Source organism: Parendozoicomonas sp. 209JJ7-1, assembly GCF_058147085.1.
The window spans coordinates 136,001-152,413 of the sequence record NZ_JBYVJU010000005.1; the positions used below are offsets into that span (position 1 = coordinate 136,001).

At 53.1% G+C, this 16,413-nt stretch carries 12 protein-coding genes; 5 read left to right on the forward strand and 7 right to left on the reverse strand.

Translation table 11 applies throughout. From position 1 onward, the window contains the following. Nucleotides 1-3: 3 nt before the first annotated feature. The 7 genes from pheA to ACY2RQ_RS06870 form a co-directional block, all read right to left on the reverse strand. Nucleotides 4-1,107, reverse strand: coding sequence for a prephenate dehydratase (gene pheA / locus ACY2RQ_RS06840; protein WP_490112213.1), 1,104 nt, complete (start codon nucleotides 1,105-1,107; stop codon nucleotides 4-6). Nucleotides 1,108-1,183: 76 nt separating this feature from the next. Beyond that, entirely contained in the window at nucleotides 1,184-2,266 is a 1,083-nt protein-coding gene (serC, locus tag ACY2RQ_RS06845) for a 3-phosphoserine/phosphohydroxythreonine transaminase (RefSeq protein ID WP_490112214.1), read from the reverse strand. Between the two features lie 329 nt (nucleotides 2,267-2,595). After that, nucleotides 2,596-3,060: a thioredoxin-dependent thiol peroxidase gene (bcp, locus tag ACY2RQ_RS06850; protein ID WP_490112215.1), complete on the reverse strand. Its 465-nt coding sequence runs from the start codon at nucleotides 3,058-3,060 to the stop codon at nucleotides 2,596-2,598. A gap of 91 nt (nucleotides 3,061-3,151) precedes the next feature. Beyond that, entirely contained in the window at nucleotides 3,152-4,744 is a 1,593-nt protein-coding gene (locus ACY2RQ_RS06855; protein ID WP_490112216.1) for a hypothetical protein, read from the reverse strand. 12 nt (nucleotides 4,745-4,756) lie between these two features. After that, complete coding sequence (locus ACY2RQ_RS06860) at nucleotides 4,757-6,217, reverse strand: hypothetical protein (protein ID WP_490112217.1); 1,461 nt, start codon at nucleotides 6,215-6,217, stop codon at nucleotides 4,757-4,759. Between the two features lie 243 nt (nucleotides 6,218-6,460). Next, nucleotides 6,461-9,079 (reverse strand): DNA gyrase subunit A, encoded by a 2,619-nt coding sequence (gyrA, locus tag ACY2RQ_RS06865; protein ID WP_490112218.1) that lies wholly within the window; start codon nucleotides 9,077-9,079, stop codon nucleotides 6,461-6,463. A gap of 399 nt (nucleotides 9,080-9,478) precedes the next feature. Then, a complete protein-coding gene (locus ACY2RQ_RS06870) occupies nucleotides 9,479-10,402 on the reverse strand; it encodes a hypothetical protein (protein WP_490112219.1) in 924 nt (307 codons plus the stop codon). A gap of 186 nt (nucleotides 10,403-10,588) precedes the next feature. On the opposite strand from ACY2RQ_RS06870, the gene ACY2RQ_RS06875 reads away from it, so the two are divergent. From ACY2RQ_RS06875 to speA, 5 genes are all read left to right on the forward strand, one after another. Continuing rightward, a complete protein-coding gene (locus ACY2RQ_RS06875) occupies nucleotides 10,589-11,938 on the forward strand; it encodes a TRZ/ATZ family hydrolase (protein WP_490112220.1) in 1,350 nt (449 codons plus the stop codon). Between the two features lie 9 nt (nucleotides 11,939-11,947). Further along, nucleotides 11,948-12,718 carry a bifunctional 2-polyprenyl-6-hydroxyphenol methylase/3-demethylubiquinol 3-O-methyltransferase UbiG gene (gene ubiG, locus ACY2RQ_RS06880; RefSeq protein ID WP_490112221.1) on the forward strand — a complete coding sequence of 257 codons (771 nt, stop codon included), beginning with the start codon at nucleotides 11,948-11,950 and terminating at the stop codon, nucleotides 12,716-12,718. Nucleotides 12,719-12,798: 80 nt separating this feature from the next. Further along, on the forward strand, nucleotides 12,799-13,509 hold the full coding sequence (locus tag ACY2RQ_RS06885) for an HAD family hydrolase (RefSeq protein WP_490112222.1): 711 nt from the start codon (nucleotides 12,799-12,801) through the stop codon (nucleotides 13,507-13,509). 23 nt (nucleotides 13,510-13,532) lie between these two features. Beyond that, nucleotides 13,533-14,273, forward strand: a complete 741-nt coding sequence (locus ACY2RQ_RS06890) for a YciK family oxidoreductase (protein WP_490112223.1) — start codon at nucleotides 13,533-13,535, stop codon at nucleotides 14,271-14,273. A 225-nt stretch (nucleotides 14,274-14,498) separates the two neighbouring features. After that, nucleotides 14,499-16,406, forward strand: a complete 1,908-nt coding sequence (gene speA, locus ACY2RQ_RS06895) for a biosynthetic arginine decarboxylase (RefSeq protein ID WP_490112224.1) — start codon at nucleotides 14,499-14,501, stop codon at nucleotides 16,404-16,406. Nucleotides 16,407-16,413: the final 7 nt, after the last annotated feature.

Consider the following 16,413-nt stretch of genomic DNA (forward strand, 5'->3'; position numbering starts at 1 on the left):
CTCCTAAAGCACACCTATCGGGTAGGAACCAAGAATCTTCAGCTCAGAGGCCAGTTCTTCGATCTCCCGCAGCACAGATTTCACCCTGGGCTCATCCCGATGGCCGGCAAAATCAATAAAGAACACATAATTCCAGGTACCACTGCTGGACGGCCTGGTTTCAATACGGGTCAGGTCGATATCGTAACAATGAAACGGTGCCAGCAAGCGATGCAGGCTGCCGGGCTTGTTGCGCATGGAGACGACGATCGACGTTTTATCCTGACCACTGGGGGGCACCTGCTGGTTACCAATAATCAGAAAGCGGGTGGAGTTATCCGGTTCGTCTTCAATCTTTTCGGCCATTTTCTCCAGGTCGTAGAGATCTGCGGCCATATCCCCGGCAATAGCCGCAGCATTCCACTCCCCCTTGATACGACGGGCAGCTTCGGCATTACTGCTGACAGCAACCTTCTCCACCATCGGCCAGTGGGCATCCAGCCACTTACGACACTGGGCCAGGGACTGGGCATGGGAATAAACCCGGGTAATCTTGTCCTGACGGGTATTTTCACCCACCAGCATATGATGGTGAATCCGTAATACCACCTCACCACAAATCTGCAGGGAGGAGTTTACAAAACTGTCCAGGGTGTGGGTCACCACACCCTCAGAGGAATTCTCAACCGGCACCACGCCGTAATTCACCGCGCCGGCATCTACTTCCCGGAACACCTCGTCGATGGCGTGCATAGGCACACACACGGCGGAATGGCCGAAATGTTTCAGGCCCGCCTGCTGGGTAAAGGTGCCTTCCGGCCCCAGGAATGCCACCCGCACCGGTTCTTCCAGAGCCAGGCAGGCGGACATAATCTCCCGAAACAGCCGGGCCATCTCTTCGTCACCCAGAGGGCCGTCATTCTTCTCCATAATGGCCCGCAGCACCTGCGCCTCCCGCTCAGGGCGGTAATACACAGCCTCCTGACCAGCAGCCTGTTTTACGTTCGCCACGTCCTGGGCCACGCCCGCCCGCTCGCTGATCAGCTTCATGATGGAGGTATCGATCGCGTCAATGCGATCACGCAGCCCCGTCAGCGCAGTCCCGGTCTGTTTATCCTCGTTACCCATAGTCTCCGAAACCTTTGTTAACGCAGGTGAATCGTGTTTTCCATGACTATCCCCAAGTTATTAGCTTGAGGAAAAATCAGCCATAACGGCGCTCAAATTCCGCCATAAATGCCACCAGCGCATCCACGGACTCTTCCCGCACGGCATTGTATATACTGGCCCGCATACCACCGACCACACGATGGCCCTTCAGGTTCAGAAGCTGCTCTTTGGCGGCTTCTGCCAGGAAAGTCTTGTTGAGTTCATCATCCTGCAGACGGAAGGGCACATTCATAATGGAGCGATAGCGGACATCCACCGGGCTGCTGTAGAACGGGCTGCTATCGATAAAATCGTACAGCTTGCCAGCCTTGCGACGGTTGACCACTTCCATAGCTTCAAGACCACCCTGACGCTTCAGCCATTTGAAGACCAACCCTGCCAGATACCAGCCAAAGGTCGGCGGAGTGTTGAGCATGGAGTCATGATCCGCCACATTCTGGTAGTTCATCAGGGTCGGGCAGATATCAGATGCCTGGCCCAGCAGGTCATCCCGAATAATCACCAGGGTCAGACCCGCCGGCCCGATATTCTTCTGGGCGCCGGCATAGATCATACCGAAACGGCTGACATCTATCGGCCGAGAGAGAATATTGGAAGACATATCCGCCACCAGAGGCACATCGCCCACATCAGGGATATCCGGAAATTCCACACCGCCAATGGTTTCATTGGGGGTGTAGTGCACATAGGAAGCGTCCGGGTCCAGGTTCCAGTGGCTGCGCTCCGGAATGCTGGAGAAGTTACTCTCTTCACTGGATGCGGCAACATTCACCTCACTAAAACGCTGGCCTTCCTTGATCGCCTTGGTAGACCAGTGGCCAGTATTGATGTAATCCGCCTTGCCTGAGCTATTGAGCAGATTCAGGGGAATCATGGCAAACTGGGAGGTGGCACCGCCCTGCATAAACAGCACCCGGTAATTGTCAGGAACCGCCATCAGATCACGGAAATCCTTCTCGGCTTCCTGGGCTACAGCCATAAACTCAGGGTTACGGTGACTGGTTTCCATTACCGACAGGCCACGACTCTGCCAGTCCAGCATCTCATCACAGGCCTGTTTCAGGACTTCCTGCGGCAGGGCTGCCGGCCCCGCACAGAAGTTATGCGCTCTAGCCATGGTACTCCGGAATCACTTCTTTTGTGGTTAATTGCTTTTACCCATGCACCCTATAAACCGCCCGGCACAATCAGTATTGATCGGCAGATTTGCTCCAGAAGGACGCAACTGGCCGCATATTGTAACGAAAACCGCGAAATGGCGATACGGTATATATTCATGTGGGGGAGGACTTTTATCAGAAAAAACAACTACAGAAAACCTCAAAGACGACAGACAGAGCTATTCCTTAAAAACCCGCCCAAAACAATCAAGCCCTCTGCCGTTACCCGGCAGAGGGCTTGACTCATCATGAACAACCCTGCCAGAAGGACTGTAAAAATGACCACTTACTGGAAGTAGTTCAATACAACTTCATGGTGATCTTTGGTTTTGAATTTGTTAAACACATGCTCGATCACGCCGTTTTCATCCACCAGAAAGCTGATACGATGGATTCCATCAAAAACCCGCCCCATAAACTTCTTCTCGCCCCAGACACCAAACTGGTCAGCGATGGCATGGTCTTCATCAGACAGAAGAGTAATCTTCAGTGCTTTCTTCTGCTCGAAATTCTTCAGCTTCTTGACCGGGTCAGGGCTCAGGCCCAGTACAGTCACACCCAGGTTATCCAGCTGCGGGCGCACCTCAGTCAGACTGCAGGCCTGGGTGATACAACCAGGGGTCATGGCCTTGGGATAGAAATACACCAGCACCTTGCTACCGGCAAAATCCGCCAGGCTGACATCTTCCCCATCCTGGTTTTTCAGGGTGAACTGCGGTGCTTTGTCTCCGGCCTTCAGGGTCTCAATCATAATATCCCTCAATGACTCCTATAAATGCGAGACTGAATTATAAGCAAATCTCGAAATAAAAAATAAGCCACAGAAACAACTCAGCCCTTTCTTAACCTTTTCTTAATAAACGATAAGCCCCGACTGCCACCAGCCCTGCCAAAGCGAACTTATCCAGTTGTCCGACCGCACTCCAGAACATGGGCCAGTAACTTCGCTGATTAACATCCTCTGACGTGGAGAAATTAACATCCAGACTCTTGTCGGAGTAATAGCCCCACTCATAGCGGTTGGGGTTAAGCCAGCCCCAGCCACCAAGAATGCGGCAATCCCAGCTATCAGGGTCATCCTCACAGGCCTGGTGGTAAATGGACATTCCCCGCTGATAGACCTGCATACTCAACCGATAATCCCGCCCCGGACTGAGCTGGTTTTCGTAACTCAGGGATTCCGCCGGAAAGAGCAGACGTGCCGGATAATAGACGAACCAGGGCACATAGTTCCGGTACAGGTTTTTCATCGGGTTACTGGCATCGGAAGCCAGCTTAAGCTCCCACAACCGAGAACGTCGCACCTTTTGATTATCTGAGAGCGCATTCAGAGTTTGAGCAACCCCCTCTCCTTCCTTTATATAAATGGTATTGCGGGCAAAAGGCCAGGCCAGCCAGGACTTATCGTGAAGCTGCACCCGCACAACCATATTTTTAAACATATCACCGGCATCCTGGGCAAACTCCTGCAGACTGCTGGCAGAATAGTCCTGCACCTTCAGTCCAACCGGATAAGCCTGGTTATACCACCGCCCACTCTTACCAGCCGCCCCACTCCAGACCAGGGGATCAATCCGTGTGCCATCAAATCCCACCGGCAGGGAAAAACCATTCCCCGAACGGGAACGAATGCGCTTTTCCGGCTGAAGGGTAAAACCGATATGGTAATTACTGTGTTGCAGACACTGCAGTCGACCGGCGTCATAACCTGCGCTATCCATAGGCTCGACCCGGTAATCGTTACGCTGCTCAGCAAACGTCAGTGCCGGGGAGAGCTTTGCAGAGTGCAACAAGCCAACACCATTGCTCACAGTGACACCCTCAGTCTCCCCAGGTAGCAGGTCATAACCATTAGCAAGGCGTGGAGGATAATCGGTCTGTTCAGGGTCGGCCTGCAGAAACTGCACATCCACGGTCATGGCTTCATGACTGCAAGGTTCACTTTCATAAACGACAACATCCAAATAACAAGTCCTGGGAGTTTCGCGGCAGACCTCTTCTTCTTTACCATCGTCCCTGGTACGTGTGGAACACACGGTGTCAGAGCCGCAGTCATAACTGGTCACCAGCTGACAGTCCTCCCAGGACCAGTGCAGGTAGGATTGATAGGAGATCTTCGCCTGCCACTGGGGAACCGGCAGATCGCGCAGCATTTTTCGTGCAGCAGCGGGATCAGTATTATGCAAATCCCGCCACTGCTCCTCATTGAAGAGCACAGGCTCTCTGGAAGTGGTATGACTACCGCTGTCACACCGTAACTCTTCCCGGACAAAGTTCCGGGTTTTACTTGCCGGTATCGCCTTGCCATCGCAGTACAGGCTGGGCCTGGAAGCTGGACAGGAACTGGTCCAGCAGAAATTATCATAGCCTTTGGCCGCTACTCCCAGAGCAGCAGCCAAACCAGCCAACAGACGGACTATAAGAGTCGTTTTCATAACCGAATCCGCTTAAATATCCGCCCTGTTCTTACGACGCTTTACAGTCTGATTCTCTCCTACCAGCAGCTCCAGAGAATCCTGCAGCCTGCGGGCTTCATCAAGACGCACTTCCATCTGTTCCAGCACGCTCAAACACTGACCGATAACACCTTTCAGAGTTCCCGCCTCAACAACACCCACATCGGCTTCCAGATCATCACCCTCTGCACCACCAAATACCGTTCTGGCCTTGGCCCTATAGAACTCTTTATCACTTTCAGAGGTGAAATAGTGTTTACGGTAAGCCGCCCGCACCTGTCGCAGACCTCCACTGCGTCCAAGAGCCAGTTCCTGCTCTAAGTCCATACGCACCAGATCAACAATAAATTGCTTGGCCTTCTCCTCACTTTTGCTGCCGGTGATCCAGACACTGAACTGTCTGAGCCTGGAACTCAGCGCCTGCCGCTGTTCGGACAGTGTCGCCTGAGCTTCTGTTGCCTGATTCAGGGCAGAAATCAAATGGCCCTCTTCCCATAACGGCATTACACCCACACTCATACTGCTGAACAGGTAATCGGCATTAAAAATCTGTTTGGCATAGTGCACCGGAATACTGCCGATCTTGATGCCGTAGACTGCACGAATATAAAACCGCGCCCAGAACGCCTCCTCCAGAGCCCGGGAAGCATTCATGCGACCAGCATCATCGGCACTGGTACGATAACGCTCAGAGGAGCCAAACACCTCAACAAAGCCCTGCAGGGCTTTTTGGGTAAAGGCATTAATACTCTGATCGATAATGTTACGTTCCCGGGTCAACATTACCTTCTTGCGCAACAGCTGTTGTTGCATCTCATTGATTCGGGAGGCACTCAGCAACTGTCGACCACGAAGCTGCTGAGTATCGATACCCTGCTGCTCCATAAATTCACCGCTCGGCAGCGTTAACCGAAAGGACATGCGACTCGCCTGCCCCTTTTGATCCGCCAGCTGTTGCTGGTAGTGTGTTTTCAACGCATCTATCTGAATGATTCCGGATAACTCTTCACGGGCCTCGCTGCGCAACCCGGGAAAAAGAGTTAACCCGGCAATATGGTCCTCCAGAAAGCTGATCATCTGGCTGCCAGACCGTACAGCCGCCAGAAACTCCGGCACAGACACCGAACCGGTCACCGACCGGTCTGATAACTCCTGCAGGGTTTGCATGGACTGGGACAAATCCCGAAACCCGCCATGAAGGGTTTCCAGGGCTGAGAACAGAAACTCGTGAGCCCGCTGATCCCGCTCACGCAACACCGCCAGGGACTCAGACTCCAGCCGGGACAGGTCCTGCAACTGCAGCTGTATACGCCCATGGTCACTCAAACCCTGCTCAATAAATGAGCGGGACTCTTGAGACGAGGGGGCAAACTCAGGCTCACTCGCCTGGGAGAGATTGGCAACCAAAACAGCCGCAGCCAATGTTGAAAGAGCTGAAACAGAAAACCTCATGACTGACTCCAGATAGGCAACAACAGATAATTGTCAGCCACTCGGACACAAGTCGTCCCTGTTAGTTCCGGGAAAAGTTCAGTTCATGAAAAGAATTTTGTAACAGCGAAAAAATGCATAAATTTTCTAAGAAAAATACACATTTAATTTGACAGAATAATGATTACTTTCTAGCGAAATCAGCCATAAAAAAACGCCGACGTATCACAGCCGGCGTTCTTTCAAGAGGCGAATCAGGCGGGTTTACTCTTGCGCCTGCTCTCCCTCGGCAGAACCCTCAACGCTGGAAATATTGTCCTCAGCACCTTCAACCACTTCCGCAATCTCTTCCTCTTCGGGCTCTTCAACCCGCTCAAGAGCGACCAGCTGTTCACCTTCGGAAACCCGGATCAGACGCACGCCCTGAGTATTACGGCCTACCATCGACACTTCTGAAGCACGGGTCCGTACCAGGGTCCCCTGGTCAGAAATAAGGATAATGTCATCATCATCACTGACCTGTACTGCACCTATCACCACACCATTACGTTCGGTCACCTTGATGGACAGCACGCCCTGGGTAGCACGTCCCTTGGTGGGATATTCTGCCAGATCGGTACGCTTACCAAAGCCGTTAGCCGTGGCGGTCAGTACCGGATCACCCTCTCTGGGCACAATCAGGGAGACCACTTCCTGTCCATCCTGCAGCTTGATACCCCGTACACCGGTGGAAACACGACCCATGGGACGCACCAGATCTTCAGTAAAGCGTACAACCTTACCAGCATCACTGAACAGCATGATTTCCTGTCCGGATTCACACAGGGAGACGCCGATCAGCTCATCACCTTCCACCAGGTTGATGGCGCGGATACCAGACGACAGTGGACGGGAGTAAGCCTGCAGGGCAGTCTTCTTCACGGTACCACGGGCGGTGGCAAACACCACATGCTTGTCTTCGCTGTACTCGGCCACCGGCAGCATCGCCGCGATGGTTTCGCCTTCGTCCAGAGGCAGGATATTGATAATCGGGCGACCGCGGGCCGTTCGTGAAGCCACCGGAATTTCATAGACCTTGCGCCAGTACACCTTGCCCTTACTGGAGAACAGCAGCAGCTGGGTATGGGTGTTGGCCACCAGCATATGCTCAACGCAATCTTCTTCTTTCAGGGTACCGGAACTCTTGCCCTTACCACCCCGCTTCTGGGCCTGATATTCACTCAGGGGAACAGTCTTGGCATAACCGCTGCGGGACAGAGTCACCACCATATCTTCTTCAGTGATCAGATCTTCAACGGTCAGGTCACGGCGGGAGGAGATAATTTCTGTACGACGTTCGTCGCCATACTCTTCCACCACCTTCTGCAGCTCTTCGCGGATAACAACCAACAGGCGCTCCGAATCTGCCAGAATCAATGCCAGCTCAGCAATTTTCTCCAGAAGGTCACGATATTCAGTCAGAATCTTCTCGTGTTCAAGACCCGTCAGCTTCTGCAGACGCATATCCAGAATAGACTGAGCCTGCTGGGGTGACAGACGATACTTGTCACCATCAATACCGAAGGCAGAAGACAGGTCATCGGGACGGCAGGAATCACTGCCGGCCTTTTCCAGCATGCTCAACACCAGGCCGGCATCCCAGGCCTGGGCCATCAGTTTCTCTTTGGCTTCCGCGGCATTCTGGGACTTCTTGATGGCTTCAATCACCGGGTCAATATTGGACAGAGCAACCGCCAGACCTTCAAGCATATGCCCGCGTTCACGGGCCTTGCGCAGTTCGTAAACCGTACGACGGGTGACAACCTCACGACGGTGGCGAACAAATGCCTCCAGCATCTGCTTGAGGTTAAGGGTCTGGGGACGTCCGTCCACCAGGGCCACCATATTGATACCGAATACGGTTTCCAGCTGTGTCTGGGCGTAGAGATTGTTCAGCACAACCTCACCAACTTCGCCGCGACGCAGCTCGATTACCACCCGCAGACCGTCCTTATCGGACTCATCCCGGATTTCGGTGATGCCTTCAATCTTTTTCTCTTTGACCAGCTCGGCGATCTTTTCAATCAACCGGGCTTTATTCACCTGATACGGGAGTTCGTGAATAACAATGATTTCACGATTTTTCTTGGGATCTGGAAGCACTTCCGCCCGGGAGCGAATCCAGATACGACCGCGACCGGTGCGATAGGCCTGCAGAATACCGGCCTTGCCGTTGATAATTGCCGATGTGGGGAAGTCCGGGCCGGGAATAAATTCCATCAACTCATCAACTGAGGCATCCGGATTATCCAGCACATGCAGACAGCCGTTCACAACTTCAGTCAGGTTATGGGGCGGAATATTGGTAGCCATACCCACGGCGATACCGGCACCACCGTTTACCAGCAGATTGGGAACCCGGGTGGGCAGGACTTCAGGAATCTGCTCGGTGCCGTCATAGTTGGGCACATAATCCACAGTTTCCTTGTCCAGATCCGCCAGCAGCTCATGGCTGAGCTTGTCCATGCGGATTTCGGTGTAACGCATGGCGGCGGCGGAGTCACCATCGATAGAACCGAAGTTACCCTGGCCATCTACCAGCGGGTAGCGCAGGGAGAAATCCTGAGCCATTCGGACGATAGTGTCATACACCGCGGAATCACCGTGAGGGTGATATTTACCGATAACATCACCGACAATACGGGCCGACTTTTTATAAGGTTTGTTCCAGTCGTTGGATAGCTCGTTCATGGCGAAGAGTACACGCCGGTGTACCGGCTTGAGTCCGTCGCGCACGTCCGGCAGTGCCCGGCCTACGATAACGCTCATTGCATAGTCAAGATATGACTGCTTGAGTTCGTCTTCGATATTAACCGGCAGGATTTCGTTCGCAGTGTCTACCATAAGTGCCCAAAGATCCTTAGAAAGCCTGTTCCAATCCGGTGGCCGTGCAACGCTTAACACAACCCGGAGCTGAAGTTCTCATTTCTCGCTCTTCCCTGAACATTCAGGCTCAGAAAGACCTCAGTTCCGGACAAGCTGCAAAGCCAGTCTCAGGCAGGGATGGCTGATGTCACCCTGCCAGTTACAAATCAGACATAAAGAAAAAATATTAAAGGAAACGATCATACCACACAGACGCGATTCCGGCACTGCCTGGTGCCGCCAAGCCCAAATACACAGCAAGGCCAGGGTTTGGGTTGCTCTGCCAAAGACCTGGGACGGGCGGAGTAACCGAATCTGGCCTGGCTCCAGTGTAGGGTTATAAGAGTCTGGCTGTACCAGCCCCGTTGGGCCTGAAGCCTATAACTCAGTTTCGCAAACATCCTCTGTGACAAACCGGGTCTTTTCATCTATCCCCGGTGGAATAGCCCGATCAGGAACACCATCTGTGTACATGACTTTTTCCAAAGGCAGTGGTTTCCCTTTGACAAAATAGTCCGGCAAGGTAAACCCTTTTTTTATATCTTCCGTCGTCACCTCATCTCCCTTTTGATTAAAGATCATGAGTATAGAATCTGAACTTTTTATACTCTGTAACCTTACAGCGCCCCGATAGGTCACCAGATCAAAATTTTTTACCCCCTCACCCTGAAGGCTTGTAAAAAATACGTGGCCGGCATCAGCAGTATTGATTCCAAGCAACACAACTTTATTGACCTTCATCCCATTCTCGACCAAAAACTTGCCGCATGCCTTTGCAACATCTTCCGGGGTTCCAATCCGCCACCTTAACCTTACAGGCGTATGGCTATCCTCAACTGTCTGCCAGGAATAATAAGTCATAGCCATTGCGTTCTCCTCGCCTATGAAGTCAGCGAGTATAAAAACCCTTCCGTCAAAATTGGTTTCATTAAACAAATCAAGATGAATTTCAGGATCACTATGCTGAATCTGGCCAATAGTTTTCATTGTCAGAGACCTTCTATAGGCACGCCAACCAAGCCTGCTCCGCGCCCTCCGGGACTCGTGGGGAAGCGAGTACCTGTAGGGCCTACTCCAGCCTGACCGATTTAAGACATCATAATCAAAAAAACCGAAATAACTGGCATATTCTCTCATCAGCCTGTCCGAGAAAACCCTTTCTCCCTGGTCCCCACACGTTATCATCAAGGGAACCTTACCTGTTGTGTTATTTCCAAAATAATCAGGCAGGGGAACGCCCCCACAGGCTGACAAAGACACTGCCCCCAGCCACAAAAACATCAGAAAATACAAATGATTCATACACACTTTCATACACACCCCTTGCGGGCGAAGGAAGCAGCTTGCCAGACTGCCAAGTACAGCATGTCCTGACAAAACAGTGACAAAATAGAGGACGCTCCGGTTTCAGACAATCAGCATCAGCAACGACCTGTTTTTTCTACCATTCAGGTATACTTGCCCGAGCCCGATGAATGGACAACGTTAATGAGCATTTCCCATAGCAATGCCCCCCAGTCCGTGGACACACTGATCCACGGCGGCTGGATTATTCCTGTCAACGGCAGTCAGGATATTTTGAAAAATCACTCTGTGGCCGTGCACGATGGCACTATTGTCGCTATTACGCCAACAGAAGAGGTCAGAAAAGCCTTCACTGCAGATAAGGAATACAACCTGAAACAGCATGCCATTCTGCCCGGCTTTATTAATGCCCACGGCCATGCTGCCATGTCCCTGTTCCGCGGGCTGGCAGACGACCTGCCGGTTCTGGAGTGGCTGAGCGACCATATCTGGCCGGTAGAAGGCCAGTTTGTAAACGAAGACTTTGTATACGACGGTACCCGCCTGGCTATGGCGGAAATGATCCGCAGTGGTACCACCACTTTCAGCGATAACTATTTTTATCCGGACGCTGCCGGCCACGCCGCACTGGAAGCCGGCATGCGCTGCCAGCTGGTATTTCCGGTGCTGGACTTTCCCACCAACTGGGCCAAGGATGCGGCAAACTACATTTATAAAGGCCTGGAGGTGGTGGACAAGTTCCGCAACCACGACAGCATTATTGTCGGTTTCGGCCCCCATGCCCCCTACTCCGTCAGTGATGAGCCCCTGAAAGAAATTACGACACTGGCCGAACAATTGGATGTAAATATCCAGATGCATATCCACGAAAGCGCCCAGGAAATTACCGACGCTGTGGCCAGAGACGGTATGCGCCCACTCCGTCGTTTAGCTGATCTCGGATTTCTCTCCCCCCGCCTGCAATGCACCCATATGACCCAGTTGAATGAAGCGGAAATTCAACTGATCGCCCAGAACGGTTGCAGCATCCTGCACTGCCCGGAATCCAACCTGAAACTGGCCAGTGGCTTCAGTCCCATTGCCCGGTTGCAACAAGCCGGTATAAATGTCGCTATTGGCACAGATGGCTGCGCCAGCAACAACGATCTGGATATGCTCAGCGAAACCCGCACCGCATCCCTGCTGGCCAAGGCCGTAGGCCAGGATGCCACCGCCCTCAGTGCCTGGGGAGCATTGGAAGCCGCCACTATTAACGGTGCCCGGGCCATGGGCATTGAAGACCAGACCGGCAGCCTGGAAGTGGGCAAGCTGGCAGATATCTCCGCTATCGCCATGAATGATCTGGAGAACCTGCCCCTGTACAATCCTGTCTCTCAGTTGATTTATACTGCCAGCCGCAACCAGTTCACCCACGTCTGGGTTAATGGCAAAATGCTGATGGAAGACCGCCATCTCACAACCCTGGATGACACCTTCATCAAGCAACGGGCCAGTGAGTGGCAGCAACGTATATCCGCAAGTCGTCAGGGATAACCAACAACAATGACCGAGCAACACCGCGCCCCACAGGGCACTGATTCATCCGGCTCTGATTCATATAAGAATGTTGACCACGCTGAAGTTGCCAAGTTCGAGGCCCTGGCCAGCCGATGGTGGGATGAGAACAGCGAGTTCGCTCCCCTGCACCAGATCAACCCACTGCGCCTGGACTACATAGATCAGCGCTCTGGTCTGGCCGGCAAAACCGTGCTGGATGTAGGCTGCGGCGGCGGCATTCTCAGTGAATCCATGGCTCGCCGGGGTGCCAGTGTCACCGGTATTGATATGGGTGAAGCACCTCTGGCCGTGGCCCGCCTTCACGGTTTGGAAAGTGGTGTTGAAGTCAATTACCGGCAGGTGACCGCCGAGCAGCTGGCGGAAGAACAGCCTGCCAGCTTTGATGTGGTCACCTGCCTGGAAATGCTGGAACATGTACCTGACCCGGCCAAGGTGATTGCCGCCTGCGCCAGGCTGGTCAAACCCGGCGGGCAGGTGTTTTTCTCCACCATTAACCGCAATCCCAAAGCCTGGCTGTTTGCCATTGCCGGCGCGGAATATATTCTCAACATCCTGCCCAAGGGCACCCACGACTTTAAAAAGTTTATCCGTCCCCACGAAATGGCAGGCTACTGTCGTCAGGCCGGGTTAACTGTTGAACACAGTACCGGCATGCTCTATAACCCGCTGACCAAGCGTTACTGGCTGAAGGAACGGGATCTGGATGTGAACTATCTCATGCATACCAGTCTTGCCGAAGATTCGCCAAAAGGATAAAAAGGACTTTTCTTCAGGGTGAAAACGGTTTTCACCCTGAAGAAACAATTTCTGCAAGACAAACCACCGGTAACTATAAAATGGAAGACAGTTCGGGACGATATATTCAGGCCATCCTGTTTGATCTGGATGGCACCCTGCTAGACACTTCAGATGATTTTGTCCATATCCTGAACACCATGCTGCGGGAAGATGACCAGCCACAGCTTCCCCCGGACACGATTCGCGATAACGTGTCCAATGGCTCTCGAGGCCTGATCACCCTGGGCTATGACCTGAAACCAGGCCAGCCCGGTTTTGATAATAAGCGCCAGCACCTGCTGGCTTTCTATGAAACCCATACCGCCAACCCAGACCGGGACACCCGCGCCCGGCTGTTCGACGGTATTGATACCTTGCTGGCAGCTATTGAATCCCGGGATATTCCCTGGGGCATTGTCACCAACAAGCCCCGGGGCCTGACCGAACCCCTGCTGGAGCAGCTGGACCTGAGCCAGCGCTGCAGCGTACTGGTATGCCCCGATGATGTCAGCCACGCCAAGCCGCATCCGGAAGCCCTGTGGCTGTCTTCAGAACAACTGGCCTGCGACGCCTCTGCCTGTGTTTACGTAGGTGACCATGAACGGGATATCCAGGCCGGCCAGGACGCCGGAATGACTACCGTTACGGCCCTGTACGGTTTTATATCTCCGGATATTGACCCAAACAGCTGGCGGGCAGACCATAATATTGAATCTCCCCTGGGGTTGCTTGAATGGCTGGATGACAGCGACTGGTGCCTGCCAGATTAACAGACAATAAAAGGAAACTGAGCATGTTCGAATACCAGGCTCCCGACAACCTGCTGGAAGGGCGGGTTATTTTGGTGACCGGTGCCGGTGACGGTATTGGCCGGGTAGCCGCCAAAACTTATGCCCGCCATGGCGCGACAGTGCTTTTGCTGGGGCGCACCACAGAAAAGCTGGAAAAGGTTTACGACGAAATAGAGCAGGCCGGACATCCCCAGCCAGCCATTGTCCCCATGAACCTGGAGGGCGCAGGCCCCCACGACTACGAAACGGTAGCGGACACCATTGAACAGGAGTTCGGGCGCCTCGACGGCCTGCTCCACAACGCCAGCCTGCTGGGTCGCCTCGGCCCCCTGTTTCAGTACAATCCGGAAACCTGGCAGAAAGTCATGCAGGTGAACGTTAACGCGGAATTTCTGCTGACCCGGGAATTGCTGCCCCTGTTGCGCCAGGCACCTGAAGCTTCGGTTATTTTCACCAGCTCCAGCGTCGGCAGCCAGGGTCGGGCCTACTGGGGAGCCTACAGTGTGTCAAAGTTTGCCACCGAAGGGCTGATGCAGGTACTGGCAGATGAAGAAGACGGCCTCAGCAAAGTACGCTCCAACGCCATCAATCCCGGTGCAACCCGTACGGGTATGCGTGCTGCCGCCTATCCTGCCGAAGACCCGGAAAACCTGAAAACCCCGGAAGATATTATGCCCCTCTACCTTTACCTGATGGGCCGTGACAGCAGTGATATCAACGGGCAGACCCTGAAAGCCCAGTAAAAAACCTCCACCAGGTAACCACGATCATCAAAAAAACACTGATACCCTTCCCTGCAGTGAAATTATTCCTCATTGCAGGGCGGAGAAGTACCTGTATTTTTCCTGTTTTGCTGTTGGCACTTGGCTGTGTTTTATCGCAGAATTGCGCTCCCTTACTGCGGCCAACAGAACACCAAACCGCACCGATATGAACAATGAACCACTTTCTGCCCGGAGATCACCTATTTGGAACAGAAAGATCCAACAACTGAATGGAACACCGAAAAAGCCGCCGAGCTTTACGGCATCCATCGCTGGGGCAATGACTATTTTGGCCTGAACCCGGCCGGCAACGTCACCGCCAAAACCCTGAACACCCAGGTTCCCCTGCTGGATATTATTGAAGGCATGAATGAGCGGGATATGCAGATGCCCGTGCTCCTGCGCATTGAGAACATTCTTGATGCCCAGCTTTTCCGCCTGAATAACGCCTTTAAAAAAGCGATAGAGGTTGTTGGTTATAACAACCTCTATCGCGGGGTTTATCCCATCAAGGTCAACCAGCAGGCCCAGGTTGTTGAAGAGATAGCCGACTTTGGGGCCCGTTATAAGCATGGTTTTGAAGTGGGCAGCAAGCCGGAAATGATTGCGGTTCTGGCCACCCTGCAGGAACCCGGCAGCCTGATTATCTGCAATGGTTACAAAGATACCGAGTTTATTGAACTGGGCCTGAATGCCATCAAGCTGGGTTACGACTGTTTCTTTGTGGTGGAAACCCCGGCCGAGCTGCCCATTATTATCGAACGCAGCAAAGCTCTGAATATCGAACCCAGAATTGGTGTCCGGGCAAAGATGACCACCCAGGTCAGCGGTCACTGGAACTCCACCAGCGGCGACCGCAGTGTCTTCGGCCTGACCAGCACCCAACTGATTGATGCCGTCGACCTGTTAAAGCAGGAGAATATGCTCCACTGCCTGCAGCTGCTGCACTGCCATCTGGGTTCACAGATTCCCAATATCCGGGATATTCGCAGCGGTATTATCGAAGCCTGTCGTTACTACGCCGACCTTGCCAGAGAAGGCGCAGCCATGAGCCATATCGACCTGGGGGGCGGTCTGGCGGTGGATTACACCGGTGCCAACAGCAACGACGACCAGAGCCGCAACTACTCCCTGGAAGAATACTGCGAAGATATTGTCGATACCCTGAAATCCACCTTCGACAGTTACAATATTGATCACCCGGCCATTATTACTGAGTCGGGACGAGCCACTGTCGCCTACTCTTCGGTGCTGCTGTTTAATATTCTTGATGTCACCACCTTTGAACCCGCAACAGATCTTGCTCCTCAGCCCGATGAGCATCCCCAATTGCAGCAGATGCGGGAGATTTTCACCTACCTGACGCCGGAACGGGCCCAGGAGTGTTACAACGATGCCCATTTCTACCGCCAGGAAGTGCGAGAGTTATTTAAACGGGGACAGATCAGCCTGCGTACCCGTTCCGTGGCTGACAACCTGTTCCTTGATGTGCTGCACCGTATCGCAGCCATGCTGGATGATATGGAACGCATCCCTTCGGACCTGGAAGGCTTAAAAATCTCCCTGGCGGATATTTACTACGGCAACTTCAGCCTGTTCCAGTCTCTGCCGGATATCTGGGCCATTAACCAGCTGTTCCCCATCATTCCCGTTCATCGCCTGAATGAAGAACCGGATCGCCAGGCGGTTCTGGCGGATATCACCTGCGACTGCGATGGCAAGATTGACCGGTTTATTGATTCCCGGGAAGGGTCCGCACCGGTACTCCCCCTCCACAGTCTGAAATCGGGGGAAGAGTATTATATGGGGGTATTCCTGGTAGGCGCTTACCAGGAAATTCTGGGGGATCTGCACAACCTGTTTGGGGATACCAACGTGGTCAGCGTACGCCTGAACAGTGACGGAACTTATGACTTCACCAAGGAAATCCACGGGGACACCATTTCTGACGTACTCAGTTATGTGGAATATGATCCGAAAAAGATACAGGTGAATTTCCGGAATACGGCTGAGAAAGCCGTAAAAGAAGGTCGTATCAGTGCCCGGGAACGGCAGCAGATGATTCATACCTTTAATGACAGCCTGAACGGCTATACCTACTACGAAAAGTAAACGTCCA

Excerpts from the sequence above, each read along its gene's own strand:
- gyrA (WP_490112218.1), bottom strand. The coding sequence starts at position 9,079 with ATGGTAGACACTGCGAACGAAATCCTGCCGGTTAATATCGAAGACGAA.
- ACY2RQ_RS06875 (WP_490112220.1), top strand. The coding sequence starts at position 10,589 with ATGAGCATTTCCCATAGCAATGCCCCCCAGTCCGTGGACACACTGATC.
- pheA (WP_490112213.1), bottom strand. The coding sequence starts at position 1,107 with ATGGGTAACGAGGATAAACAGACCGGGACTGCGCTGACGGGGCTGCGT.
- bcp (WP_490112215.1), bottom strand. The coding sequence starts at position 3,060 with ATGATTGAGACCCTGAAGGCCGGAGACAAAGCACCGCAGTTCACCCTG.
- serC (WP_490112214.1), bottom strand. The coding sequence starts at position 2,266 with ATGGCTAGAGCGCATAACTTCTGTGCGGGGCCGGCAGCCCTGCCGCAG.
- ACY2RQ_RS06870 (WP_490112219.1), bottom strand. The coding sequence starts at position 10,402 with ATGAATCATTTGTATTTTCTGATGTTTTTGTGGCTGGGGGCAGTGTCT.
- ACY2RQ_RS06860 (WP_490112217.1), bottom strand. The coding sequence starts at position 6,217 with ATGAGGTTTTCTGTTTCAGCTCTTTCAACATTGGCTGCGGCTGTTTTG.
- ACY2RQ_RS06890 (WP_490112223.1), top strand. The coding sequence starts at position 13,533 with ATGTTCGAATACCAGGCTCCCGACAACCTGCTGGAAGGGCGGGTTATT.
- ubiG (WP_490112221.1), top strand. The coding sequence starts at position 11,948 with ATGACCGAGCAACACCGCGCCCCACAGGGCACTGATTCATCCGGCTCT.
- ACY2RQ_RS06885 (WP_490112222.1), top strand. The coding sequence starts at position 12,799 with ATGGAAGACAGTTCGGGACGATATATTCAGGCCATCCTGTTTGATCTG.
- ACY2RQ_RS06855 (WP_490112216.1), bottom strand. The coding sequence starts at position 4,744 with ATGAAAACGACTCTTATAGTCCGTCTGTTGGCTGGTTTGGCTGCTGCT.